The organism is Silvibacterium bohemicum (assembly GCF_001006305.1).
GTDB lineage: Bacteria > Acidobacteriota > Terriglobia > Terriglobales > Acidobacteriaceae > Silvibacterium > Silvibacterium bohemicum.
This window is the reverse complement of record NZ_LBHJ01000020.1, coordinates 663,126-687,510: the sequence shown is the minus strand read 5'-3', so window position 1 is coordinate 687,510 and position 24,385 is coordinate 663,126. Positions and strand designations below refer to the sequence as shown.

The 24,385-nt window shown below is 60.5% G+C and carries 21 protein-coding genes; 12 read left to right on the top strand and 9 right to left on the bottom strand.

What is annotated here, in order from left to right:
- The first annotated feature begins 14 nt into the window (after positions 1-14).
- The gene (locus XX99_RS25930; protein WP_050062288.1) at positions 15-1,103 is read left to right on the top strand and encodes a radical SAM protein; all 1,089 of its coding nucleotides are present in this window, start codon (positions 15-17) and stop codon (positions 1,101-1,103) included.
- Positions 1,104-1,162: 59 nt separating this feature from the next.
- Here the strand turns inward: XX99_RS25930 and XX99_RS25925 are convergent, their stop codons facing one another.
- From XX99_RS25925 to galA, 5 genes are all read right to left on the bottom strand, one after another.
- Positions 1,163-1,525, bottom strand: coding sequence for a hypothetical protein (locus tag XX99_RS25925; protein WP_197081951.1), 363 nt, complete (start codon positions 1,523-1,525; stop codon positions 1,163-1,165).
- Positions 1,526-1,714: 189 nt separating this feature from the next.
- Positions 1,715-3,097 (bottom strand): FAD-containing oxidoreductase, encoded by a 1,383-nt coding sequence (locus XX99_RS25920; protein ID WP_050062287.1) that lies wholly within the window; start codon positions 3,095-3,097, stop codon positions 1,715-1,717.
- Positions 3,094-3,555 carry a DUF4126 family protein gene (locus tag XX99_RS25915; protein ID WP_050062286.1) on the bottom strand — a complete coding sequence of 154 codons (462 nt, stop codon included), beginning with the start codon at positions 3,553-3,555 and terminating at the stop codon, positions 3,094-3,096. The genes XX99_RS25920 and XX99_RS25915 overlap by 4 nt, the downstream gene beginning before the upstream one ends.
- Before the next feature lie 206 nt (positions 3,556-3,761).
- Entirely contained in the window at positions 3,762-4,418 is a 657-nt protein-coding gene (locus tag XX99_RS25910) for a hypothetical protein (RefSeq protein WP_050062285.1), read from the bottom strand.
- A gap of 57 nt (positions 4,419-4,475) precedes the next feature.
- Positions 4,476-6,977 carry a beta-galactosidase GalA gene (gene galA / locus XX99_RS25905; RefSeq protein WP_050062284.1) on the bottom strand — a complete coding sequence of 834 codons (2,502 nt, stop codon included), beginning with the start codon at positions 6,975-6,977 and terminating at the stop codon, positions 4,476-4,478.
- A 157-nt stretch (positions 6,978-7,134) separates the two neighbouring features.
- On the opposite strand from galA, the gene XX99_RS25900 reads away from it, so the two are divergent.
- The 10 genes from XX99_RS25900 (at position 7,135) to XX99_RS25855 (ending at position 20,045) form a co-directional block, all read left to right on the top strand.
- On the top strand, positions 7,135-8,226 hold the full coding sequence (locus XX99_RS25900) for a Gfo/Idh/MocA family protein (protein WP_082125976.1): 1,092 nt from the start codon (positions 7,135-7,137) through the stop codon (positions 8,224-8,226).
- A 38-nt stretch (positions 8,227-8,264) separates the two neighbouring features.
- Positions 8,265-9,038, top strand: coding sequence for an SDR family NAD(P)-dependent oxidoreductase (locus tag XX99_RS25895; protein ID WP_231581625.1), 774 nt, complete (start codon positions 8,265-8,267; stop codon positions 9,036-9,038).
- Positions 9,039-9,214: 176 nt separating this feature from the next.
- Entirely contained in the window at positions 9,215-10,513 is a 1,299-nt protein-coding gene (locus tag XX99_RS25890) for an enolase C-terminal domain-like protein (RefSeq protein WP_050062439.1), read from the top strand.
- A 164-nt stretch (positions 10,514-10,677) separates the two neighbouring features.
- Positions 10,678-11,943, top strand: a complete 1,266-nt coding sequence (locus tag XX99_RS25885) for an efflux RND transporter periplasmic adaptor subunit (RefSeq protein WP_050062282.1) — start codon at positions 10,678-10,680, stop codon at positions 11,941-11,943.
- 123 nt (positions 11,944-12,066) lie between these two features.
- A complete protein-coding gene (locus tag XX99_RS25880) occupies positions 12,067-12,786 on the top strand; it encodes an ABC transporter ATP-binding protein (protein WP_082126002.1) in 720 nt (239 codons plus the stop codon).
- Positions 12,787-12,987: 201 nt separating this feature from the next.
- Positions 12,988-13,725, top strand: a complete 738-nt coding sequence (locus XX99_RS25875) for an ABC transporter ATP-binding protein (protein WP_050062280.1) — start codon at positions 12,988-12,990, stop codon at positions 13,723-13,725.
- Positions 13,722-15,719, top strand: a complete 1,998-nt coding sequence (locus XX99_RS25870) for a TolC family protein (protein ID WP_050062279.1) — start codon at positions 13,722-13,724, stop codon at positions 15,717-15,719. Before XX99_RS25875 ends, XX99_RS25870 begins: the two co-directional genes overlap by 4 nt.
- A gap of 26 nt (positions 15,720-15,745) precedes the next feature.
- Complete coding sequence (locus XX99_RS25865) at positions 15,746-17,161, top strand: sigma-54-dependent transcriptional regulator (protein WP_050062278.1); 1,416 nt, start codon at positions 15,746-15,748, stop codon at positions 17,159-17,161.
- Positions 17,151-18,659, top strand: a complete 1,509-nt coding sequence (locus XX99_RS25860; RefSeq protein ID WP_082125975.1) for a sensor histidine kinase — start codon at positions 17,151-17,153, stop codon at positions 18,657-18,659. The genes XX99_RS25865 and XX99_RS25860 overlap by 11 nt, the downstream gene beginning before the upstream one ends.
- A gap of 102 nt (positions 18,660-18,761) precedes the next feature.
- Positions 18,762-20,045 (top strand): homoserine dehydrogenase, encoded by a 1,284-nt coding sequence (locus tag XX99_RS25855; protein ID WP_050062277.1) that lies wholly within the window; start codon positions 18,762-18,764, stop codon positions 20,043-20,045.
- 232 nt (positions 20,046-20,277) lie between these two features.
- Here XX99_RS25855 and XX99_RS25850 read toward each other — a convergent pair whose 3' ends face one another.
- Together XX99_RS25850 and XX99_RS25845 are read right to left on the bottom strand one after the other, a co-directional pair.
- Positions 20,278-21,549, bottom strand: a complete 1,272-nt coding sequence (locus XX99_RS25850; protein WP_231581624.1) for a DUF1501 domain-containing protein — start codon at positions 21,547-21,549, stop codon at positions 20,278-20,280.
- Positions 21,550-21,730: 181 nt separating this feature from the next.
- Positions 21,731-22,144 carry a hypothetical protein gene (locus XX99_RS25845; RefSeq protein ID WP_050062276.1) on the bottom strand — a complete coding sequence of 138 codons (414 nt, stop codon included), beginning with the start codon at positions 22,142-22,144 and terminating at the stop codon, positions 21,731-21,733.
- Positions 22,145-22,245: 101 nt separating this feature from the next.
- On the opposite strand from XX99_RS25845, the gene XX99_RS25840 reads away from it, so the two are divergent.
- Positions 22,246-23,250 carry a mechanosensitive ion channel family protein gene (locus tag XX99_RS25840; RefSeq protein WP_050062436.1) on the top strand — a complete coding sequence of 335 codons (1,005 nt, stop codon included), beginning with the start codon at positions 22,246-22,248 and terminating at the stop codon, positions 23,248-23,250.
- Positions 23,251-23,372: 122 nt separating this feature from the next.
- Here XX99_RS25840 and XX99_RS25835 read toward each other — a convergent pair whose 3' ends face one another.
- Both XX99_RS25835 and XX99_RS25830 read right to left on the bottom strand, forming a co-directional pair.
- Entirely contained in the window at positions 23,373-23,606 is a 234-nt protein-coding gene (locus tag XX99_RS25835; protein ID WP_050062275.1) for a hypothetical protein, read from the bottom strand.
- Between the two features lie 163 nt (positions 23,607-23,769).
- Positions 23,770-24,384 (bottom strand): response regulator transcription factor, encoded by a 615-nt coding sequence (locus tag XX99_RS25830; RefSeq protein WP_050062274.1) that lies wholly within the window; start codon positions 24,382-24,384, stop codon positions 23,770-23,772.
- Position 24,385 lies beyond the last annotated feature (1 nt).

Below are 24,385 nucleotides of genomic sequence, written 5' to 3'. Positions count from 1 at the left end.
TTTAGAATAGAAGCGTGATCACCCTAGGCGGCGCTCTGCACGATATCAGGTCGAAGATCCAGAACCGCGAGCGCATCTCTTCGGAGGAAGCCCGCTGGCTCTGGCATAACGCCTCCGATGCAGAGCTGCGCGATCTGGCCATGCAGGTGCGCGCCCGTTTTCATGCGCCCTCCGCATGCACGTACATGGTGATGCGCATTGTGAACTACACCAACGTATGCGTGGCGCAATGCGACTACTGCGCGTTTTACCGGCTGCCGGGAAATCCTGAAGGATACGTTCTTAGCGAAGAGCAGGTCTTCGCCAAGCTCGATGAATTGCTCGCGCTCGGCGGCGATCTCGCGGCCTTCAACGGCGGATTCAATCCGCATCTTCCGCTGGAGTATTACTGCGACCTCTTCTCTGCGATTCGCGCGCGTTATGGCGACAGCCTCGAGTTCTATGCGCTCACCATCGCCGAGTTCATGTATCTCGCCGATCACGCGAAACTCGATTACGCCGCGGCAGCGCAGAAGTTCAAAGAAGCCGGCGTGCATTGGATTACCGGTGGAGGCTCGGAGATTCTCACCGAAGATTTTCGCCGCCGCCACAGCAAGTTCAAGTACACGGTGGCGCAGTATTTCGAAGCGCAGCGAGCTATCGTCGATGCCGGTCTGCGTACAACCGCCACCATGGTCATCGGCTTCGACGAATCGATCGACGAACGCCTCGAACATCTGGAGCGCACACGCAAATTTCAGGATGAGACTAACGGTCTTGCAAGCTTTCTCTGCTGGACTTATAAGCCGTATTTCACGCAGATCGGCGGCATCGAGATCGGCACCGAGGAATATCTGCGCCATCTGGCGTTGAGCCGCATTTATCTCGACAACGTTTCGCGCATCCGCACTTCAGTTCTGACGCAGAATGAGCGTGCTCTCGAAGGACTGCTCTACGGAGCGGACGACTTCGATCTTCCCATCGAGGACGAGGTTACGCAGAAGGCCGGCGCAACCATCAGCTTGCAATTCGACAAGATATTGAATGTGGCGCGCCGGCTTGGCTTTACTCCCACCTATCGCCATGTTCCGCAGGATCGCGCCGAGACAGTTCCGTCACTCTGAGCGGATCGAAGAATCTCCGCAATCGGTATGAAACGATTGAAAGTCGATTGCTGCGATTGTTAGGCCTTCCAGAACGTAATCACCAAGCCGCCGGCCACGATCAACGCTCCGCCGGCCCAGATCGGCGTTGTGGGAGCCTGATGAAATCGCACCTTGGCCACAATCTGCGCGATCAGAAAAAACAGCACGACGTAGACCCCCAGCAGTTTGCCGAAGTCCCATTGCGGAAGGTTCACGAAGAGTCCATACGCTCCAAGCACCAGAGTTCCTGCCAGAAACCACAGTGCGCGCGTCGATCCTGAAGCCCGGTAGAGCCCGCTTTGGAAACACGCGTCGCCCGAGACCTCAAGAAAAGCGGCGAAGGCCAGAACAGCAAAGGCTCCGGCAGGGGATGCGACAATCTGGCTGACAATATTCTTCACGCGCGCCTCCCAGTGCGATTTCGCTAAGAGATTGTCAAAATCGTAGCAGGGCATCGCATAAAGAAATCGTCAGCTTCGTGACAATGTTCGCGTTGGCGCATGCGATCGGCGAGCGCAGATCGCAGCAATTGAAAACCCCACATCTCAAAGTCAAGATGTGGGGCACCGATACCCACTGAATCCGTCTGACTAAGTAAGAGGTTTCAGATCGGCCAGCATAGTTGGAATCAGCTCCGACACTGTGGGGTGAATGTGTACCGCGTGTTGGATCGTCGTGTAGGGAGCCTTGGCGTACATCACGTCGAGGATGCAATGAATCGCCTCGTCGCCGCCTACTCCGAGAATGGACGCGCCCAGGATGCGCTTCGACTCTGCGTCGACCAGGATCTTCATGAATCCCTCGGACTCACCCTTCTCGACGGCGCGGCTCACCTTGGTCATCGGCCGGGTGCCGATCAGCGCCGGCTTGCCTGACTTGCACACCTCTTCTTCCGTCATGCCTACGCGGGCCAGCGGCGGGTCCATATACAGCGCATAGGCTAGGATGCGATCGCTGACACGACGCGGCGAATTTTCAAGCAGATTTGCAGCGACGATCTCGAAGTCGTTATACGACGTGTGCGTAAACGCGCCGCGACCGTTGCAATCGCCCATCGCCCAGATGCCCGGCACGCTGGTTCTCAGCTGGTCGTCGACGACGACGAAGCCGTGTTCATCCAACTTGAGGCCGGTTTTTTCTACACCCAAGTCGTCGGTATTGGGACGCCGCCCCACAGCCAGCAGCACATGGCTGCCCAGCACCTCGGGATCGCCATCATGGCACTCGACGCCCACCGATACATCCGTGCCGTGCGCGTGAAAATGAATACACTCGGCATGCAGGCGTACGTGGATGCCTTCTTTCTCCAGAATTTCCTTCACCGCTATCGAGACGTCTTCATCCTCGTGGGAGACCAGCCGCGACGACTTCTCGACGATGGTCACCTCGCTGCCGAAGCGGCGAAACATCTGCCCGAACTCGATCCCGACATAGCTCCCGCCGACTACCACCAGATGCCGGGGCAACACGTCGAGATCCATCATGCTCACGTTATCCAGATATTTGATTTCGTGGATGCCGGGAAGGTCGGGCTTCACGGCGCGGCCGCCGACGTTGAGAAAGATCCGCTCCGCCGAGAGCAGCTGATCGCCGACCCGCACCTCGTTCGCGGATTCGAAGCTAGCATGGCCGGTGTAGACCGTGCAGTTTTCCATTCCTCGCAGCCAGCCTTCCACGCCATTGCGTGATTTGGCTACCACAGCATCTTTGCGCGCCTTCACGGCCTTCATGTCGACATCAATGGGGCCGCCAATCTCCACGCCATAATCCGCGGCTCTCCGGGCGAGGTGCGCGGCATAGGCGCTCGCCACCATGGTCTTGGTAGGAGTGCAGCCGGTGTTGACGCAGGTGCCGCCGAAGAGCTTGCGCTCGATCATGGCCACTTTGCGCCCCGCCTGCGTAAGCCGGCCAGCCAACGAGGGGCCGGCTTGGCCGGCCCCTATGATGATGTCGTCGAATCGAATGGTAGTCATTGCAAGTGTGAGACGATCAAAAAGCCGCCAATGATGGCTATCGCGTCCTCCAGCAGTGCAATGGGAAGATCTTTTCCGATTGCCTTGGCCAGCCGCCCGCGGAATTCCGCTCCGCCCAGTGTACCCACAACCGCACCCACCGCGCCGGCGATCAGTCCGACAATCCATGATCCTTTGGCCAGGCCGATGGCAGCTCCGGAAAAGCCTCCCATTACGATCCTGATGATGAATTGCGGCGGAACCTTGCGGCTGGGCGTCTTGGGCAGCTTGTCGTTCACCAGTTCACCCAGTGCTAAAAAGCTGAGGATATAGCGCGTTATGGGCAGGCCCAGCCAGTGCAGCGGGGTGTCGCCCAGGGGAATCCAGCCCAGCCCAGCTCCCCAGCTCACCATGGTCAGGCCCATCAGCGCCCGCAGGCCGGTAATGACTCCGATCAAAAATGCAAATGCGATTACCATCGTCGATTCTCTCCAGGCGCAAACCGCTTAAAGGCCGCTCCGCGCAACAGGTCTCAATCTTACGGCGAGAATTCCGTCCTTGGCTTGTCGAAAACCGCTGTAAATTTGCGCGGCGGGATCGAAAGATATTGCAGAAGGTTGTTTTTTGTGCTGGGTGAGGGAGACCTGCCGGAGAATGTCAGAGAAGCTTCTCTCCGGCCGAAGCGTCAAAGTATATTCACCGCGCGAGCCGCGAGCAGCGCCACTGTAGCGAACGAGATCAGCGCCTGCACCATCATCATCATCTTGGCCCATCGCGAGAGCACCGGGCTGTCGGTCGGCGAAAAGGCGGTGCTGGTGTTGAAGGCCAGAAATAGATAATCGACGAAGCCCGGACTCCACGTTTCTTCGCCCATCGCCCGTTTTGCCTGCTGATCGAGCGTCATCTGCGGGAACAGGAAAGCGCCGTCGGTATGCACGCCACGCAGCTCGCGGGCATGCGGGCCGCCTGCGTCAAGCCGCCAATACCATGATGCAAAGACCAGGATGTTTGCTATCCACAGCGCGGCTGCCGAGCGCAGCAGATCCTTCGGAGATTCTTTGTGCGAGGGCAGCGCCGCCACCAGCAGCCACAGCGACCAGACCATGTCGGCCGTGACGATGGAGGTCACCAGATACCCCAACACTCTGTTGAGGGTATTCAGGCCTTTCTGGCGCGCCCATGCGGTGGGGACCATAAGGACGACAACTACGGTAATCAGCATCCACGCCGGACCGACGGAGAGCGACTCGGGCAGAGCCAGCCGCAAGCCTCCCACGGCAAGCAGAGCCAGCATCGCCGGCCAACGTGGTTCCAGCCGGGCAGGAGGTGGGAGCGTAGTCATTCCTTCTCATCATGCAAGACGATGCCCGGTCTGGCAAACGCCCATTTACTGCCCCATTTATCCCACGGAGAGCCGTAGTTCGGCTTTCTCCGTTGTGATCGTCAGCCTGGTCGCGGTCAGCTTGCCGTTCCAACCACCGGCCTTGGCCTCGATGATGATCTCTCCCGGCTTCTTCGTCGATTGAATAATCACCTGCGCCAGCCCGTTGAACAGACTCCGCTTCGGCTCCTTGTCGGATTCATGGCAATTCGGATCGCCGTTGCCCACTCCGAGGAACCCTCCGGCGCCCGTAATCTTGAACTCGATCAGATCATCTGCGATTGGAACGTGCCGTCCGTCCGCGTCCAGGGCTTCGACCCGCAGTACAGCGACATCTTCTCCGTCAGCGTGGAGGGTCGTCCGGTCTGCGGTCAGCTTGATGCTCCTGGCGGCTCCGGTGGTCTCGCGCTTCTCGGTGAGCACCACCTTGCCGTCCTTGGTGCCGCGCGCCTCGATCACGCCGGGCGCATATTTCACCTTCCACTGCAGATGCGTCAGCGGTTCGACCTTCTGGCTGCCTACGCTCGTGCCGTTGACGAACAGCTCAACGGAGTCGAGATTGGAGTGAACCCACACCGGGATCTCGATGCCCTCTTTGCCTGCGAAGTTCCAGTGCGGGAAGAGGTGCAGTACCGGCTCCTTGCCCCACCAGGCCTTGTAGTAAAAGTAGGTGTCCTTGGGATAGCCGCAGGTATCGATGATGCCGAACTGTGAGCTGACCGAGGGCCAGCCGTAGGGCGTGGGCTCGCCGCGATAGTCGAAGCCGGTCCATGCGAAGCCTCCGGCCAGCCACTCGCGGGCCATGTAGAACTTCCACCATTCCTCCCCCGTCTCGCCCCATCCCGGCTGGTTGGTGTCGTAAGCGCTCATCACGTTGCGCAGCTTGTCGGTGAAGTATTCGCCTCGCGTGGAGATTGCGCTCGCCGTCTCTGTTCCGATAGAAGGTTGATTCGGATGCGCCTTGTGATAATCGTCCGGCACCTTCAGGTTGTAGTTGAAGCCCATCACATCCAGCACCTTGGAAACGCCGGTCCCGAAGTTGTTGTTTACCGCGGCGGTGCACACCCGCGTCGGATCGAGCTCGTGGCTGCGCTGCTGCATCTCCGCAATCACGCGCTCGCCCACCACATCCTTGTTGAGATAGCCCTCTTCGTTGCCCATCGACCAGAGAATGATCGCGGGAGAGTTGCGGTAGCGCTTGATCATCGCTTCAAGTTGCGCCATGCCCTCAGGATTGGAGCTCATCTGTCGCGTCTCGCAGAGCATCATCATGCCCATGCGGTCGCATGCCTCGACCAGCTCCGGAGTTGGCATGTTGTGCGAAGTGCGCATCCCGTTCGAGCCCATCTCCTTGAGCACGCTTACGCGGAAATACTGCATCCGGTCGGGCAGTGCCGCGCCGATTCCAGCGTGATCCTGGTGGTTGCAGGTGCCCTTGATCTTGACCGGCACGTCATTCAGGAAGAAGCCCTTGTCCTTGTCGAAGCGCAGCGAGCGCACGCCGAAGCTCACGCGTTCGGCGTCGCGAACCTTTCCCGCAGCCTCGACCGACACGATGGCGGAGTAAAGGATCGGCGTCTCAGGCGACCACCGCTCGGGATGTGCCAGCCGCGCGGTCGCGGTGTATGTGGCCGAGCCATCAGAGTTCACCTGCTGTGCCGCAGCTTCTGCCGAAGCCACCTGCTTGCCTTCGCGATCCAGAATCTGCCAGCGGACGCGCGCATACTCCTGGTTGTCGCCGGCGTTCTGCACCACGGTGCCCAGGCTCAGGACAGCCGCGTCACCTTCCATCTTCGCGCGAACGTAGCTCTCCCATTGCCCCAGGTGCAGCTTGTCCTGCTTCACCAGCCAGACGTGCCGGTAAATTCCCGCGCCCTCGTAGAACCATCCATCGCCGAAGCTCGCATCCATGCGCACCACAAGATAGTTCTTCTCTCCGTAGTGCAGAAAGTCCGAAAGGTCGAAGCTGAAAGGTGCATATCCATTGTCGTTGCGGCCGATGAAGCATCCGTTTACGAAGATCAGCGCACTGCGGAAGGCTCCGTCGAATTCAATCGAGATGCGCTTGCCCTGGTCTGCTGCGGCAATCTCGAAGGTGCGACGGTACCAGCCCACGCTGGTCTCCGGATAGCGCCGCCCCAGTGGCTTGTACCCATGCGATTGCTGCTCGTTATCCCAGACAAAGGGCAGCTCGACCGCCCAGTCGTGCGGCAGATTCAGAGACCGCCACTTCGAGTCGTCAAGCTTGGCGGTGGCGAAGTCGAACTCGCCGGTCTTGGCGAAATCGCCCTGGCCCTTGCCGAAATCCAGATCGTGCCCCGGGTCGCATCCATTGCCGAGCTGGAACTTCCATCCGAAATCGAAGAGCAGTTTTTCTCTCGGCCCCGGAGAAAACGCCGCCGCCTCGGAAACGGTCGAAAGGAGCGCATTCGTTTGCGCCCAGGCGCTGGCCGAGATGGCGGAAGAAGCAGAGAGAGCAAGTCCGGAGAGCACGAGATCGCGGCGAGTGAGAATAGGCATCAGAAGACCTTTAAATGGAATGCAATTCGCTTTAAGCCTTGAAGACAGAAAATCGGCGCGTCCAGTGTATACGTTTTCATTACCGGAATTCTCAACATTTCTGAACGCCCGGGCCGAACTGGACGCGCGAACACGAGTCTTCTAAAGTTAGCTGGATATGATTTCATCCTCACTCGACGAAGTGCAGGAGGCATCGCGTGCTGCCGCACCTCCGATGCCGAAAGAGCCGCTGCCGATCGTCTGCATCGGTTCGGGGGGCATCGTTCGCGACGCCCATTTGCCGGCGTACCGGCTGGCCTCGTTTCCGGTCGCCGCGGTGGTCGACGTTGAGCCGGAAAAAGCTCTGAAGCTGGCAGCGGATTTCGATGTGCCTCTGGCTCTAGGTTCCGTCGACGAAGCCATCCGCCAGACGCCCGCGAGGAGGATCTTCGATCTCGCCCTGCCTGCGGGCGCGATTGCCGGGGTGCTTCGTCAGCTGCCGAACGGGTCGGCGGTGCTCATTCAAAAGCCGATGGGCAACAATCTCGCCGAGGCCCAGGAGATCGTCTCCATCTGCCGTGAGAAGCAGCTCACCGCCGCGGTGAATTTTCAACTTCGCTATGCGCCGGTGATGCTGGCGGCGAGGAAGATCACCGACGCCAATCTGCTGGGCGAAGTCCATGACATGGAGGTCCGCGTCTCGGACTTCATGCCCTGGGATTTGTGGACCTTCATCCTGTCCAGTCCCCGCCTGGAGATTCTCTATCACAGCATTCACTATGTCGATCTCGTGCGCTCGTGGTTCGGAAATCCATCGCGGGTTTTGGCGAGAACCGTGCGCAATCCGGGCACTCCCAAGCTTGCGCCGGCCAAGAGCGTCATCATCATGGACTACGGCGAGTGGAAGCGCGTCTTCATCACTGCCAACCACAACCACACCTTCGTAGGACGGCAGCACAGCTTTGTTCAATGGGAAGGAACCAAAGGCGCGCTGCACGCGGTGATGGGTGTGAACCTCGACTATCCCCGCGGCAAGCCTGACTCGCTGGACTTCGCATCGCCCGGCGAACCTTGGACCACCCTGCCCACGAAAGGGAACTGGTTTCCGCACGCCTTCATCGGTTCCATGGGATCGCTGCAGGCTTACGTCACCGGCGCGAGCCCGGTTCTTCCCACCCGCGTCGAAGATGCACTCGATACCATGAAAGTGGTCGAGGCGGCCTACCGATCGAGCGAGGAAGATGGCATCGATCCCGAGACTCTGGAGTAAGCAAGCCTCCGCATCGTCACGGCACAGAAGAGGAAGGCATGTCCCAAGAATCTATGAATGCAACCCACGAATCGTTTCGTCTCGACGGCCGGCACGCGCTGGTAACCGGCGGCGCCAGCGGCATTGGCGAGGCAACCTGCAAGGAGCTGGCTCGCGCCGGCGCATCGGTGATCGTCGCCGACATCCATCATGAGCAGGCGAAATCGCTGGCATCAACCCTGGGCAACGCCACCGCGCTGCATCTCGACGTCACCAAGCCAGAGTCGCTTCAGGCCGCAGTCGCCGCTATCGGCAAGCTCGACATCCTGGTGAATAATGCGGGCATCGCCAGCGTGGGAGACATCACCAAGATCGAGCCTGACGAATTCGACCGCGTGATGGAAGTCAACGTGAAGTCGGTCTATCTGGTCACGCGCGCTTTTCTGCCGCTTTTATTGGCTGCCCACGGCTGCATCGTCAATATCGGATCGGTGGCCGGGCTGGTGGGCATCAAGCAGCGCTTTGCCTACTGCACCAGCAAGGGCGCGGTCATCGCCATGACCCGGCAGCTCGCCGTCGAGTATCCCAAGGAGCTGCGCGTCAACTGCATCTGCCCCGGCACCGTGCAGACGCCCTTTGTCGAGGGTTATCTGGAGAAGTATCACGCGCATGAGAAAGACAAGGTGCGCGCCGAGCTCAATGCACGCCAGCCCATCGGCCGCGTAGGCCAGCCGGAGGAGATAGCCTCGCTGGTGCGATATGTCTGCTCGGATGAAGCGGCTTTCATGACCGGAGCCTTGCTGCCCATCGACGGCGGCTGGACCGCCGCCTAGTTTTTCACCGCCCTTCACGCTCGGTCATCGATTTCGCGGTGTTGATATCCAATTTTGCGGTTATCGCACAGAAGGCACTGGAAGCTGAACGCCATCCTGCCGAAGTGGAGACAGGCAATGGAAGGATTGAGCGTGCAGGATCTTTTGCTGCCGCAGACAAGGACTGGAGAACTCATTTGAGCGATCTGAAAATCACCGGCGTCGAGGTCATCGACCTCCGCTTTCCCACTTCGCGAGACGCAATTGGCTCTGACGCCGTCAATACATCGCCGGATTACTCCGCCGCGTACTGCATCCTCGAGACGGATCAGGAGCTGAAGGGATACGGACTCACTTTCACCTTGGGCCGCGGCACCGAGCTGTGCGTCGAAGCGCTGCGCTATCTCTCGAAGTTCGTCATCGGCCGCAGTTTGTCTTCGATCACCGATAACTTCGCGGCGTTCTCCCGCGAGCTGACCGGCGATCCGCAGTTCCGCTGGTTGGGTCCGGAAAAGGGTGTCATCCATCTGGCTACGGCCGCGCTGCTCAATGCGGTCTGGGATCTCTACGCCCGCAAAAAAGATAAGCCTCTATGGCAACTCCTCGCGGACATGGAAGACGAGCAGATCCTTCGCGCCATCGATTTCCGCTACATCACGGATGCGCTCACTCCGGACGAAGCGCGCGCGATCCTGCGCAAGAACAAAGCGGGGATGGACCTGCGCCTCGAATATCTGCGCCAGCGCGGCTACCCCGCTTACACCACCTCCGTTGGCTGGATGGGCTTCAGCGATGAGAAGATCGCCCATCTCTGCGATCAGGCTCTGGCCGAGGGCTGGACTCACTTCAAGCTGAAGGTCGGAGGCGATCCCGCGGACGACATGCGCCGCGCGCGCCTGGTGCGCGAGAAGATCGGCAGCCACAACAAGCTGATGTTCGACGCCAACCAGATGTGGGATGTCGAAGAGGCGATCAAGCGCACCCGCGAGCTGGCTGTGCTGCATCCCTGGTGGATGGAAGAGCCGACCAGCCCCGACGATATCCTCGGCCATGCGCGCATCCGCCGCGAAGTGCCGCAGGTGCGCATCGCCACCGGCGAGCACTGCCAGAACCGCGTCATCTTCAAGCAGCTCATGCAGGCCAAGGCCATCGACGTATGCCAGATCGATAGCTGCCGCCTGGCCGGCGTGAACGAAAACCTGGCTGTCATGCTCATGGCTGCGAAATTCAATATCCCGGTCTGCCCGCACGCCGGCGGAGTGGGCTTGTGCGAGTATGTGCAGCATCTTTCGGTCTTCGACTACCTCCGCGTCTCCGCAACACTGGAGAATCGCGTGACCGAGTTTGTCGATCATCTCCACGAGCACTTCGTCGATCCGGTGCACGTGGAGAACGGCCACTATCTGCTGTCCACGCAGCCCGGATACAGCGCGGAAATCTATCCCGAAACCCTGCGGAACTACAGCTATCCCAACGGAAAAATCTGGAAGACGTAGCCTGAACCCGCAAACTGCGACAGCTGTCCGGAAACGGACAGTTGGTTCCGGAAATGATCAGGAGGAAGCCATTCTGTCCGCCGGTGGTGTCCGCCAAGTGGTTCAGTTTCAAACGATTGGCCGCGCCGTTGGATTGGCGGACAGCGTGCACTTCCCGGAGCGTGATGGATATCGCCCGGCCTGATATTAAGAAGAAGAAGTTCCGCCGCAACGCTTCATGGATCGCGGCTGGAGTTGTTGTCCTGGCGGCTGCGGCCGCCGGCGTCTACCGCCTCAAGCCTGCCGCACCCACCGTCGACGCCAGCACCATCTGGCCGGACACGGTCAAACGCGGGCCCATGATCCGCCAGGTGCGTGGACTCGGCACCCTGGTTCCCCGCGAAGAGAGCATCCAGCTCATCCCCGCGCAGACCGATGCGACCGTCGTTCGCATCCGTGTTCTTCCCGGCACAAAAGTGACGCCCGACACCATCCTGATGGACCTGGCCGACCCCGAACTCCAGCAGAAGCTGCTCGACGCACAGCTGGCGCTCAAGGGTGCAGAGGCCGACTATCAAAATCTCCGTGCGACGCTGCAGTCGACCTTGATGGATAAGAAGGCAGCGGCCGCGGCGGTGAACTCCGACTACACGCAGGATCAGCTCCAGGCGGATACCGACAAAAAGCTCTTCGACCTCGGAGTGATCTCCGGCGTGTCCATGAACGCCTCCAAGAACAAGGCCGAGCAGCTGACCGCGCAGCACCAGATCAGTCAGGAGCAGATCGACGTCAACACCAGGGCCATTCAGATACAGCTGGCCTCGCAGCAGACAAAGATCGATCAGGCCAAGGCTCTCCTCAACCTTTATGAAAAACAAGAAGCCGCGCTGCAGGTCCGCGCCGGCATCTCTGGTGTTCTTACGACCCTCTCGACACCGCTCCAGGTTGGTCAGCACGTGACCGTAGGCACCTCGGTCGCCGAGGTGGTTCAACCGGATAAGCTCAAGGCCGCTCTGAACATCGCCGAGACCCAGGCCCATGACATCCAGCTCGATCAGCCGGCGGAGATCGATACTCACAACGGCATCGTTCCCGGGCACGTTACCAGAATCGATCCCGGGGTATTGAACGGAACGCGCGTCGTTGACGTAACACTGGATGGAGCGCTGCCACCGGGCGCCGTTCCGCAGTTGAGCGTCGACGGAACGATCGATTTACAGCGGCTGCAGGATGTTCTCTATGTCGGACGCCCGGCCTTCGGCAACGAGAACAGCACCATCAGCCTCTTCCGGATCGATCCGGACGGCAAGACAGCAACCAGGGTACAGGTCAAGGTTGGCAGGGCATCGGTTACGCAGATTCAGATCCTCGACGGTCTCAAGGACGGCGATCGCGTCATTCTTTCGGACATGTCGAGGTACGACAACACGGACAAGGTTCGCCTTGACTGACCGTCAAGGTAGCCGCGCCTTCGGCGCCATTTCTGGTAATAGCTTACTTTGGCCTCGCGTTGCTCGGCAGTAAGGCCGTAGCAAGTTGGAGCAGAACAAAAATCTAAGGAGCGTTTGAGCATGATGGACACACGGCAGTCGTTGATTGAGATCGAAGGCCTGACCAAGGTCTTCTATACGGACGAGATCGAAACCCATGCGCTCTCGGGCATCCACCTCACCATTCACAAGGGTGAATATGTCGCCATGTCTGGACCATCGGGCTGCGGCAAGTCGACGCTGCTCTCCATCATCGGCTTGTTGGACACGCCCACCGGCGGCAAGTATCTGCTCAACAATCATGCAGTCGAGAACCTCAACTTCGCGCAGCGCTCACGCATTCGCAACCAGGAGATCGGCTTCATCTTCCAGAGCTTCAACCTGATTGGCGACCTCACCGTCTACGAGAACGTCGAGCTGCCGTTGACCTATCGCACCGGCATGTCGGCGCCCGAACGGAAAAGACGTGTCCAGGAATCGCTGGAGCGCGTAAGCATGGCGCACCGCATGAAGCACTATCCTTCGCAGCTCTCCGGCGGTCAACAGCAGCGTGTCGCCGTGGCTCGCGCCCTGGCTGGATCGCCTTCCATCCTGCTGGCTGACGAACCGACCGGTAACCTCGATTCGCGCAACGGCGAAGCGGTCATGGAGCTGCTGCAGAACCTGCACCGGGAAGGCGCAACCATCTGCATGGTGACCCACGATCCCCGCTTCGCACGCCATGCCGAGCGCAATGTTCACCTCTTCGACGGCAAGGTGGTCGCGGAAGGCGATGCGCTCGAGCCGGTGCTCGAAGCCCGGTAAGCCGCGCCGAGGGGCATTACGCAAAGTTGTTCTTGTGACGATCGGATGGGAGGAAGAATCCCAGCGGACACTCCGCGTCAGTATGGCTGGGATTCTTCGCTGCGCTCAGGTGGGCGTTTGTTTGGAAAGACGGCAGTTTCGCTGCATGGTGTTTCCCAGCCCGCCATGCCGGATTGCAGACTGGCAGATTGAAGGATCAACATGATTCAGCTAAGAAATATCGAGCGCAGCTATAAGACCGGGGCGGGACAGACCTGGGTTCTGCGGCGCATCAACCTGGATATCCGCGAGGGGGAGTTCCTCACCATCATGGGGCCGTCGGGAGCGGGGAAGTCGTCGCTGCTCAATGTGCTGGCTCTGCTCGACGACCAGTGGCTCGGCGAGTATTGGCTCAAAGACGAGCCGGTGCATGCCATGAATCGCAAGCAGCGCGCCGAGGTTGCCAAGCGCAACATCGGCATGGTCTTCCAGAGCTACCACCTGCTTGACGACCTTACCGTGCAGGAAAACATCGACCTGCCGCTCTCCTACAAGAACATGCCGCGCAACGAGCGCCAGGGGCTGGTTGCCGATACCCTCGACCGCTTCCAGATTGTCGGCAAGAAGGATCTGTATCCGTCGCAGCTCTCCGGCGGACAACAGCAGCTGGTGGGCATCGCGCGCGCGGTCATTCACAAGCCGGTTCTGCTGCTGGCCGACGAGCCCACGGGCAATCTGCACTCCAGCCAGGCCAAGGAGATCATGGAGCTCTTCAAGCAGCTCAACGATCAGGGCACGACCATCGTGCAGGTCACGCACTCTGAGGTCAACGCGGGCTTCGGCAATCGCGTGATCGAAGTTCGCGATGGCTGGATGACCATGGACTCGGCAAATCCTGACTTGGCAAATCCGGGATTAGTTGCTGGATCGAATGTTGTACCGGAGGTAGGAGCATCTTGAGCGGTTCTGGTTTCCATTTTCGGCTATGGGAGCGCGCCTGCGCTGCCGTGTTGTGCCTCTCCGTCGCGCCTCTCGGTTTCGGACAGGTGCAATCGACCGCGCCGGCTCCCGACGCGCCTCCCGCTCCAGCTGCGTCGCAGACCAACAGCATCGCGCAACAGGCGCAACAGGCCCAGCAGCAGCAATCGCAGCCGGTCTCCGCGCCGCAGATGCCGTTTCATATCGATCTGCCGCATTCGCGCAACCCATTCGCTCCCTACATGCCGAGCACGGTGCCCGCGATCAACCTGATCAACTCGCCGCGACTGCAAAACCTGGAACGTGACGGCAAGCTTTATCTATCGCTCAAAGATGCGATTGCGCTGGCGCTCGAGAATAATCTTGACCTAGCCTACTTCCGCTATAACCTGCCCATCGCCCAGGCCGATCTTCTGCGTACCAAGGCTGGAGGCGCGGCCAACGGCGTGAACACCAGCATCGCGCAGGGAACGCAGGGCGGCTTCAACTCCTCCGGAGTGGGCAGCGGAGGCGGTTCCAGCAGCGGAGCGACCGCCGCCGGTGCTGGCGGTCTGGTCACCTCGACACTCGGCAACGGCGCCGCAATCAGTTCCTTCGATCCTCAACTCGGCGTGCAGGGCTTTGTCGATCACACCACGCTGACTCAGGTCAACACTATTAACTACGGTGTTCCGATCTTGAAACAAAACACCATTGAGCTGGCATCCAGCTATTCACAGGCATTCTCGCTGGGCACAAGCTTCAACGTCACCGACTACGGGATTCGCCAGACCACGAACAGCATCTACAACATTCTCAGCCCCGAGCTCACCACGAATTTCAACCTCACCGTCAATCAGCCTCTGCTGCAGGGCTTCGGACTAGCCACCAATCAGCGCTTCATCCACATCGCGAAAAAGAACATTCAACTCACCGACCTCGGCTTCCGGGCGCAGGTGATCGCTACCATTTCGCAGGTTGAAAACATCTACTGGGATCTTGTGAATGCTTATCAGGATGCTCAGATCAAGGAGCGCTCGCTGGCCTACGCCAACGAAACTCTCTCCGACGATCAGAAGCAGTTGCAGCTGCAGAACGTCCCCGCCATGCAGGTCATGAAGGATCAATCCGCCGTGGCCTCGAGCGAAGGCGATCTGACCGTCGCCCGGGCGACTCTCAAGCTGAATGAGCTGCTCATCAAGAATGCGATCACCAAGACCATTGACGACCCTGCGCTGGCCGAAATGCCGGTGATTCCGCTCGATCTTCTCGGGCCACCAGACCCGCACGCTGCGGAACCTGTCGATCAGCTAATTGCTGAAGCCGAGAAGAACCGGCCGGATGTCTCGGAAGACCAGATCGCAATGCAGATCGCGCAGAACAATCTCAAAACCATCAAAAACGAGCTGCTGCCCAGGTTATCGCTTTACGGGCAATTGATCGGCGCCGGTTTCGGCGGTCAGGTCAATCCGGTTTGTGCACTGAATACGGAATGCGCCACCACTCTTCCCAGCGGCTTTTCCGGCGCATTCCAGAACACCTTCAACTATTCCTCGCCGGAGTATCAGGTCGGCTTTCAACTCAGCGTCACCTTGCGCAACCGCGTCGCCAAGGCCGACCAGTTCCGCGCCGTGCTGGACTATCGCCAGAAAGAGCTGTCATTCGAGCAGCAGAAGAAGAGCATTCTGCTCGATGTGCGCAACTCGCAGTACGCGCTGCAGCAGGCGCAGGCCCGCGTCGACGCGGCGCAGAAGGCTCGCGACCTGGCGCAGAGAACCTTTGACATCGCCAAGCAGGAACAAAAGCTTGGCGCCATGTCGAGTTACGACACGCTGGCCATGGAACAGGCGCTGGCCCTCTCCGAATCCGCCGTGGTCGTGGCGCAGAATGCCTTTGAAAAAGCCAAGGTCGATATCGATCGCGCCACCGGTTCCACGCTCGACCGCACCGGGGTCTCGCTCGACGACGCCAAGTCCGGCGTAGTCACTCACATGTAAATATCGCTGTAGTCTGAAAGCTGCCCATGGCAATTCCCATCCAACTCGAAGGCGCTGCCGCCAGTCCGGCAGCGCGCCGCAAGCCATGCCTGCTGGTCGCCGACGATCAGGCTCATATCCTCGATGCGCTCGAACTGTTGCTGGAGCCCGAGGGCTTCCGCATGGAGCGGGCGCACTCGCCCTACATGGTGATCGAGGCCTTAAAATCGGGCAGCTACGACGCGCTGCTCATTGACCTCAACTACACCCGCGACACCACCTCCGGCAAGGAAGGTCTGGACCTGCTCAGCCAGGTCAAGGCCTACGACAGCCAGATGCCGGTGATTGTGATGACCGCCTGGGCCAACGTCGAAGTCGCGGTCGAGGCCATGCGCCGCGGCGCTCAGGACTTCATCCAGAAGCCCTGGGACAACGCCCGTCTCCTCACCATCCTTCGAACGCAAATGGATCTGCACGACGCCGTCCGGCGCGCGCAACGGCTGGAGGCCGAAAATCGTCTTCTCCGCGCCCAGGGACTGCCGGAGATGATCGCCACCGCGCCATCCATGCAGAATGTGCTCGCGACCATGGCCCGCATCGGCCCCTCCGACGCTAACGTGCTCATCACCGGTGAGCATGGGACGGGCAAGGAAGTCGTTGCCCAATCGCTGCACGCGCTCTCTGCGCGCGCCTCGCGTTCGCTGGTAGCCGTGAACACCGGCGCATTGCCTGAAGGCACCTTTGAAAGCGAGCTCTTCGGCCATGTGAAGGGAGCCTTCACCGATGCACGCACCGAGCGCATCGGACGCTTCGAGCTGGCCGATGGCGGCACGCTCTTTCTCGATGAGATCGCCAACGTTCCCTTGCGCCAGCAGGCCAAGCTGCTGCGCGTTCTCGAAACCGGGGAGATGGAGCGTGTGGGATCGTCGAAAACCCGCCGTGTCGACGCGCGCGTGCTCTCCGCGACCAACGCCGACCTTCGCGTCGAAGTCGATGCCGGCCGTTTTCGCGGCGACCTGCTCTTCCGCCTGAATACCGTCGAGATCCACATTCCGCCACTGCGCGAGCGCCGCGAGGATATCCCGCCACTCGCCGCCCACTTCCTCAACCGCTACGGCCAGCGCTATCGCAAACAGATCGCCGGCCTCGATCCAGGAGCCATTCAGGCCATGCTGCAGTATTCATGGCCGGGCAATGTCCGCGAGCTCGACCACACCATCGAGCGCGCCGTGCTGATGGCAAGAAGCACCCAGATCGAAACCGTCGACCTCGGCCTGAGCCAGTCGCGCCCCGGCGGAGGCGGTTCAGCGCAAGGGCTCGAAGAGATGAGCCTGGAGGCCGTTGAGAGTATCCTCATCCGCAAAGCCTTGTCGCGTTCCAATGGGAATGTGAGCCAGGCTGCAGACGCCCTCGGCCTGAGCCGCGGGGCGCTCTACCGGCGGATGGAAAAATATGGCATCTAGGGCGCGCGCCCAGAACAAAAAGCACGCCAGGCATAATAGCGGACGTCTCTCCTTTGAGCTGAAACTGCAGCTCTTCGCGGCGCTGCTTTCGCTCCCCACACTGGGGTTGATGCTGTGGCTGATGATTGTTGAGCGGCTCTCGCTGGCGGCCATCCTCAGCGTGCTTACCATCGCGGGCCTGGCCATGCTGTTGGCCATCGCCGCATTCATGGATCAGGTGGTTCGACCGCTGCAGACGCTGGCCAACGTCGTCGCAGCACTTCGCGAGGAGGACTACTCCTTTCGCGCGCGAGGCGCGAAGCAAAATGACCCTTTCGGCGACCTGGCCATCGAGATCAACGCCCTGGCCGATATGCATCAGGCGCAGCGGCTGGGCGCGCTTGAAGCAGCCGCGCTCTTTCGCCGCGTGATCACCGAGCTCGACGCGCCGGTTCTGGCCTTCGATCAGCACAGGGCTCTGCGTCTGATGAACCCGGCAGCCGAGCGTCTCTTTCAGCTCAACTCCCCGCGCGACCTTGGGCGGTTTGCCTCCCACCTCAGACTCGACACTCTGCTGCAGCAGCCCGATGAGGGGATTCTGCAGCTCGACGGGCAGCCGGATTCGCAGGGACAGCCGGCGCGAAGTCCGACCCGGTGGATGGTACGCCGCAGCACCTTTCGCCAGCATGGCGAGCCGCACACGCTGCTGCTGCTCTCCGACGTGAGCAGCGCGCTACGCGAGGAAGAGCGCATCGCGTGGCGCAGGCTGATCCGTGTACTCGGCCACGAGATCAGCAACTCGCTTGCGCCCATCAAATCGATTGCCGGCAGCCTTCGCAGCCGCCTGCCGCAAATGGCTGCAACGACGAATGGAGACTCGCCTCGGCCGCTGGCAGATTTCGATCGCGGTCTCGGGGTTATCGAGAGCCGCGCCGAATCGCTCAACCGTTTCGTTCAGGCCTATCGCCAGCTGGCGCAGCTGCCTGCTCCGCAAGTGCGGCGCGTTGCGGTCACGCCTCTGCTGGAGCGAGTTGTCAGCCTCGAAACCCGGCTGGAAGTAGCTTTGGAGGCCGACACTGTCCAACTGGCTGGTCTCCACATCGCAGTCGATCCCGACCAGATGGAGCAGCTGCTCATCAACCTGGTGCGCAACGGTGCGGAGGCGGCCTTCAGCGTGATCGACGAATTGATCGCGACCGGACAGAACATCGAATCGCCGCAGGTCACGATACGGGTCGAACAACAGGGCGAAATTCTGGCCATCGTGATCGAAGATAACGGTCCCGGCATCACCAACCCGTCGAATCTCTTCGTGCCGTTCTATACAACGAAGAAGAGCGGCAGCGGAGTCGGATTGGCGCTGGCGCGGCAGATCGCGGAGGCCCACGGTGGCACGCTTGAGCTGCACAATCGCGTCGACGCGCACGGCTGCCAGGCCGAGCTGCGGCTGGCGCTCGCACCGGAGCCTGCCGACCAGGTCAACCCGCTGCCCGAGAACCAGCCAGCCTCGCGGGCTTAATCGGAACCGGGGCGAAGGCTATACCGCGAACATGGATCGCTATACCCTATACCCTGAACCCTATACCCTGAACTTTGAACCCTTCCCACTATGGAGTAGAAAGTGTCGGCATCCGGATCGAATTTGAAAGTCGCCATTCTTGGTTTTGGCACCGTTGGCAGCTCTGTTGCGCGTATTCTTTGCGACCTCAAGCCGCAGGGCATCGAGCTTACGCATATCTATAACCGGAACATCAGCCGCAAGCTCGCGGACTGGGTTCCGTGCGAGGTGCAGTGGACCGAAGAGGTCGAAGACATTCTGGCATCGAATGTCGATGTGATCATCGAGCTGGTCGGCGGACTCGATCCCGCCGGTTCGTGGGTTCGGCGCGCTCTCGAAGCCGGCAAGTCGGCCGTCACCGCCAATAAAAAGCTGATCGCCTTTCATGGCATCGAGCTGGAGAAGCTGGCGCGCTCCAAGGGCGGCCATTTGCTGTACGGAGCCGCGGTAGCCGGCGGCATCCCGGTCATTCCGGGACTGCAGCAGGGCCTGGCCGGCGATCAGGTCATGCGTATCGAGGGCATCCTGAACGGAACCTGCAACTTCATCCTCTCCAAGATGGAAGACGGGGCCGAGTTCGGCGATGTTCTGCAAGAGGCGCAGGCCCTGGGATACGCGGAAGTCGATCCTACGGAAGATGTGGACGGCTATGATGCCCGCGCCAAGCTGGTCATCCTCTCCCGCCTCGCGCTGCGGGCCGATCTTGACCCCAACCAGATCCCCTGCCGCTCGATCCGCGATGTATCGGCGATAGATTTTGCTTACGCCCGCGAACTGAGCTGCACCATCCGCCAGATCTCCCGCGCCGAGATCCGCGGCGCAAACCTGGCAACCGGCGATGTGCTGGCCAGCGTCGGCCCCATGCTGGTGCCGAAGGCGTCGCCCCTGGCCTGGTCGCGCGGGACCGAAAATACGGTCCTGGTGGGCGGCAAGTACGGCGGCGACGTGGTCTTCTCCGGGCACGGAGCAGGCGGTCACCCGACCGCAGTTGCGGTCGTCTCCGACGTGATCAGCATCGCCCACGGCTCCCGGGCAGTCGATCTGCCCAGCCGTAAGACCACCATCGGCGGAGAATTCCTCCTTCGCCACTCGATTCGCTTCGTGGTGAACGATCAGCCGGGGATCATCGCAGAAATTGCCCTGGCCCTGGCCGAGCAGGGGATTAATATCCACGCCATCTTCCAAAAGCCGGGATTCGGAAAGGGCAACCTCCCGTTTGTGGTGACGGTCGAGCCCTGCGCCAACTCCGCGCTCAAACGAGCGCTGGCCAGAATAGGTGCCATGAAGTGCCTGCTGGAAAAACCCTTCCACCTGCAAATACTGGAACCGGAAGAGACCGCCGGCTGATTCACAGGCCGCTTTGGCCGCCATATGACGTCATCCTGACGACGAAAAGGAGGAAGGATCTCAGCTCGGCTTGTGCACTAGCGACGCTGAGATTCTTCGCTACGCTCAGAATGACCTGTGTGGAAGAGAGCTTCCTGGCGAATGCTCCACCTGCCCTGCAGGATAGATGTCGTTTCCTGATCCATCACTTGAAGGAATGCAGAGATTCCGTTACTACCTTGATGCCTTCAAGTCATGCTTTAAGAAGATTCAGGAAGCGGCTGTTTTGCAAGCCTGCTCCGGGGAAGACAACTTCCAGATTCTGTGCCCCAAGCGTTTTGTAGGATGCTTCACCAAGAACCTGCCGGAAATCGGTGGTGATGGCCAAATCACGCTCCTCGAAGAGCTGGCTCTTCTCCATCCCCGGCCATTTTCCGTAGACTTTCCCGCCCTGCACTGAGCCGCCGAGGACGAACATCACGTTGGCATGGCCGTGATCGGTTCCGCCGGTTCCATTCTGCTGAATGGTGCGGCCGAACTCGGACATGGTCACCAGGGTGATGCTTTCCGCCTGATCGCCCATGTCGGTCCAGAAGGCGGAGATCGACTGGCTGAATTCCTTGAGCCGGCCGGCGAGCTGGCCGTTGACGTTGCCCTGATTCTGGTGCGTATCCCACCCGCCGATATCCGCGAAGGCGGCTTCGACTCCCAGGTTCGCCTTCAGCAGCTGGGCGATTTGCTTCATGCTGTTGCCGAAGGCTCCGCCGGGATAGCTGGCTCCCGCCGCCGGCACATACTTGGCCGGATCGGTTGCCTTCAGCATCTTCACCGCCTCGAATGTCTCGGCGCCGGTCCCATGCAGAACGGAGTTGACCGAGTCGCCGTACATCGATTCGAAGCTGGAGGCGATGGGCGTGGCTGCGGGATTTTGACCGCCCACGGAGAAATCCCGCACGTTGCCGACGGCGACCGCCGGAATCTTGCCCTGGAGGGTGCGGGGAATCTGCGGTCCGAGAGCGACGGCGCGAAAGGCCGAATCCTTATGCGTGCGCCTGGCGGCATCTTCGGCGGCCAGGGCGCGATTGAGCCAGCCATCGGGAGTGATCTTCGAGCCGGGCGTGCCGGACTCCATGAAGTCCTGGGCATCGAAGTGCGACCGGCTGGGGTCGGGAGAGCCGCAGGCGTGAACCATGGCCAGATGACCCTGATCCCACAGCGGCTTGAGCGGCTGCATGGCCGGGTGCAGGCCGAAAAACCCGTCCAGATCGATGACCTGATTCTGCGGAATGTTAATGCTGGGCCGCAGATCGTAATAGGACTTCTCGCGGTAAGGCACCACAATGCTGAGACCGTCGGCGGCTCCGCGCTGGAAGATGACGACCAGCTTCTTGCCCTGAGCCTGGGCGGTGGTCGCCTGAGCGAGGACACTGCGGGTAAGGAACGAAGGAATGGCCGATGCGCCGACCACGGCCATCGCGCCTCCCTTCATAAAGGCCCGGCGAGTAACAGACGGCAGTTGCGGCATGGGGAGGGCTCCTGCGGCAGCGTTGACTTGCTGTCTTACATTCTAAAACGCCACCCTAGGCCCAAAGTCGCGGAGAAGCGCATAATTCACGGCGGTTCCCGGAAACTTCAGTTAGGCGACGATGGCTGCCGGAGGGACACCCCATCGCGCGGTCTTATTCCATAGACCGCGGGGGTATAGCCTATTGCGCGTCGCGCATCTTATCTCGGACCGACTTGGCGAGTTTTTCGATCTCCTCGGCCTTTTTCACGACGGCCAGGGAGAGGGTATCTTTTCCGCTTTTATCGACCTCGGTTTTCAGCTCGTTGGCCAGCTCCAGTAACTTTGCCGTATCGCTGACCAGTTGTTGCTGACGCTGGGCGTTCCGGCTCTTGGCGAGCTGCGTCGCCATGTGGTGAGCCATAGGATCGTCATCGATCCCCGTCGTGCCCGATTGCGACGCGCCACCGGGCACGACGGGGTGCACTTGCGGGGCCGGCTGGTTGGGGAGCTGCTGGAGATATTGCGCTTCCGCCGGAGGGGAGACGAATGCAGCGGCAAAAGCGGCCAGGAGGATGGCAAGAACGAGAGTCGGATCGGCTACTTTGATTTGCATTGGGTCTCCAATTGGGCTGCCCCGTCAATCGGAATTTTCCTGCTGAGCAATTGATCGGAATTGCCTGCGATGATTATAGGAACAGGATGGATAATGCCGTGATGAATCAGGTTACGCAAGTGCTGCTTTGGCTCTCCCCTCATGGTTTTTTCGATTCCCTGAATACGGAGTGGATTACCGACCTGCGGGAGTTCGTCCGCAGCGTGCTGCCGAAGATCGTGGTGACGGCTGTGGGGGCATGGCTGCTGGCGAGAGTGCTGAAGCTGATCACTAACCGCGTGGTCCGCGTGGCCGAGCGCCATTCGGGCAGCGCCGGGCACCTGTCGCAGGTGCGGACCCTGACTTCGGTGATCCGGGCGACCGGCATCGGCGTCATCTTCTTCCTGGCCGCGCTCGAAATCCTTCCACTTCTCGGCTTCAAACTGGAGCCGCTGCTGGCCTCGGCTGGCGTTGCCGGCGTGGCGCTGGGCCTGGCCGCGCAGACCATCGTGAAGGATTGCCTGAACGGCATGCTGATTCTGATGGAAGACCAGTACAACATCGGCGACGTGGTCCGTCTGGCGGGGCTTTCCGGGACGGTCGAGGCCATGTCGCTGCGCAAAACTCAGGTCCGCGACGGCGACGGCACGCTCTACGTGATTCCCAATTCGCAGATCACGACCGTGGCCAACCTGACTCGCGACTACTCGGTGGCGACAATCAACGTGTCGGTCGACTTCTCGGCCAATCCCGATGAGGTGATGGCGCTGTTGACGAAGGTGGCGATGGGGGTCCGCAACGACCCCGCCTATAAGGATGTGTTTCTCGCCGATCCCACACTGCTGGGTGTGGACGCGATCAAAGGATCGCAGGTGATTTATCCAGTGCAGCTGCGCACCAAGGCCAATCAGCAATGGGCGGCCATGCGTGAGACGCAGCGGCGCATCCGCATCGCTCTGGCGGAACACGGCATGCTTCCCGGCGATCCGCTGCGTGTCTTCTCCGCAGGAATGGGCGAGTCGGCAGGAGCCGCGTCACGCGAGGTCGCCGAGACGGCGATCAAACAAGCCGATCCCACAGCGGCCAAGGCCAACGAGGTGAATCCCTTCACTGGCGAGGGAATGTGAGAAGTAAAGCCAACGGCTACGTACGGGTACGAGTTGCCTTTTCGCGATAGCTTAGCGAGAACATCCGGGCAGGTTGGGGCTGCCTGCCGTTATCAGTCGCCGTTATCAGTGGCCGGTGTGGCTTAGAAGTTGAAGAACTCTTCGCGCAGGATGTCTTCGTAGGCCTGCTTGGCGGCCTTGGCTTTCTTTCTCGCCTCTTCTTCGCGAAAACCTGCGTTCTCCCACTCGTCGACTTCCGCGACAGTATGGTTGACCGAAGCCAAAGCTTCTTCCTGGCGGATGGCGGCGACCCATTCGTCGACCGCGGCTTTGTAAGCTTGCTGCAATGCGTCAAGTTGAGCTAGTTCGATGGCCATTCGTTCTTTCCCCCGAGTGGAAACTCTATGCAGGATTTATGAATAAATGATGTATTGCCATCCGTCCATCGATATCCTTCGGAACGATTGACGACGTTTCCTGGAGCGAATGCCTCACCACTTCTCAAATCGATGCGGCGTACCAATTCCGGTGGCCAGGATCTTACAGCCAGCCTTTGGAGCGTGCGATCCGCGCCGCGTCGACGCGATTCGCCGCTCTCAGCTTGCTGATGGCTTCCGATAGATAGTTGCGCACCGTCCCTTCGGAGAGGTGCAGCTCGCCTGCGATGTCGAGGCTGGATTTGCCCTCTCCCGCCCGCCACAGAATTTGTCGCTCGCGCTCGGTGAGCGGATCGGGGCCGCTGTCCCAGGCTTCGGCGGCGAGGTCGGGATCGACGACGCGCAGGCCTTGATGGACGCGCCGCACGGCGTCGGCAAGCTCCGCAGCCGGACGGTCCTTCAGAAGATAGCCCTTGGCTCCGGCATCGAGCGCGCGGCGCAGGTATCCGGGTCGCGCGAAGGTGGTAAGGATCACCACGCGGGTCTGAGGATAGCGGTCGCGTACTTCGGCGGCCAGAGTGAGCCCGGTCATTTCCGGCATCTCGATATCGGTGACCAGCACATCCGGCTTGTGCTTGGCGACAGAGGTGAGCGCTTGGCGGCCGTTGGCGGCCCTGTCGCACACGGAGATGTCAGGCTCGGTTTCGAGCAAGGCTGCAAGTGCGCCCAGCACCATGGCCTGATCTTCAGCAACGATGACGCGAATCGATTGAGGCATA

Bases quoted from the DNA above. Each gene is read 5' to 3' on its own strand.
- XX99_RS25865 (WP_050062278.1), top strand. From the start codon at position 15,746: ATGGCAATTCCCATCCAACTCGAAGGCGCTGCCGCCAGTCCGGCAGCG.
- XX99_RS25915 (WP_050062286.1), bottom strand. From the start codon at position 3,555: ATGGTAATCGCATTTGCATTTTTGATCGGAGTCATTACCGGCCTGCGG.
- XX99_RS25835 (WP_050062275.1), bottom strand. From the start codon at position 23,606: ATGGCCATCGAACTAGCTCAACTTGACGCATTGCAGCAAGCTTACAAA.
- XX99_RS25900 (WP_082125976.1), top strand. From the start codon at position 7,135: ATGATTTCATCCTCACTCGACGAAGTGCAGGAGGCATCGCGTGCTGCC.
- XX99_RS25920 (WP_050062287.1), bottom strand. From the start codon at position 3,097: ATGACTACCATTCGATTCGACGACATCATCATAGGGGCCGGCCAAGCC.
- XX99_RS25895 (WP_231581625.1), top strand. From the start codon at position 8,265: ATGTCCCAAGAATCTATGAATGCAACCCACGAATCGTTTCGTCTCGAC.
- XX99_RS25885 (WP_050062282.1), top strand. From the start codon at position 10,678: ATGGATATCGCCCGGCCTGATATTAAGAAGAAGAAGTTCCGCCGCAAC.
- XX99_RS25880 (WP_082126002.1), top strand. From the start codon at position 12,067: ATGGACACACGGCAGTCGTTGATTGAGATCGAAGGCCTGACCAAGGTC.
- XX99_RS25875 (WP_050062280.1), top strand. From the start codon at position 12,988: ATGATTCAGCTAAGAAATATCGAGCGCAGCTATAAGACCGGGGCGGGA.
- galA (WP_050062284.1), bottom strand. From the start codon at position 6,977: ATGCCTATTCTCACTCGCCGCGATCTCGTGCTCTCCGGACTTGCTCTC.
- XX99_RS25830 (WP_050062274.1), bottom strand. From the start codon at position 24,384: ATGCCTCAATCGATTCGCGTCATCGTTGCTGAAGATCAGGCCATGGTG.
- XX99_RS25910 (WP_050062285.1), bottom strand. From the start codon at position 4,418: ATGACTACGCTCCCACCTCCTGCCCGGCTGGAACCACGTTGGCCGGCG.
- XX99_RS25845 (WP_050062276.1), bottom strand. From the start codon at position 22,144: ATGCAAATCAAAGTAGCCGATCCGACTCTCGTTCTTGCCATCCTCCTG.
- XX99_RS25850 (WP_231581624.1), bottom strand. From the start codon at position 21,549: ATGCCGCAACTGCCGTCTGTTACTCGCCGGGCCTTTATGAAGGGAGGC.
- XX99_RS25840 (WP_050062436.1), top strand. From the start codon at position 22,246: ATGAATCAGGTTACGCAAGTGCTGCTTTGGCTCTCCCCTCATGGTTTT.
- XX99_RS25860 (WP_082125975.1), top strand. From the start codon at position 17,151: ATGGCATCTAGGGCGCGCGCCCAGAACAAAAAGCACGCCAGGCATAAT.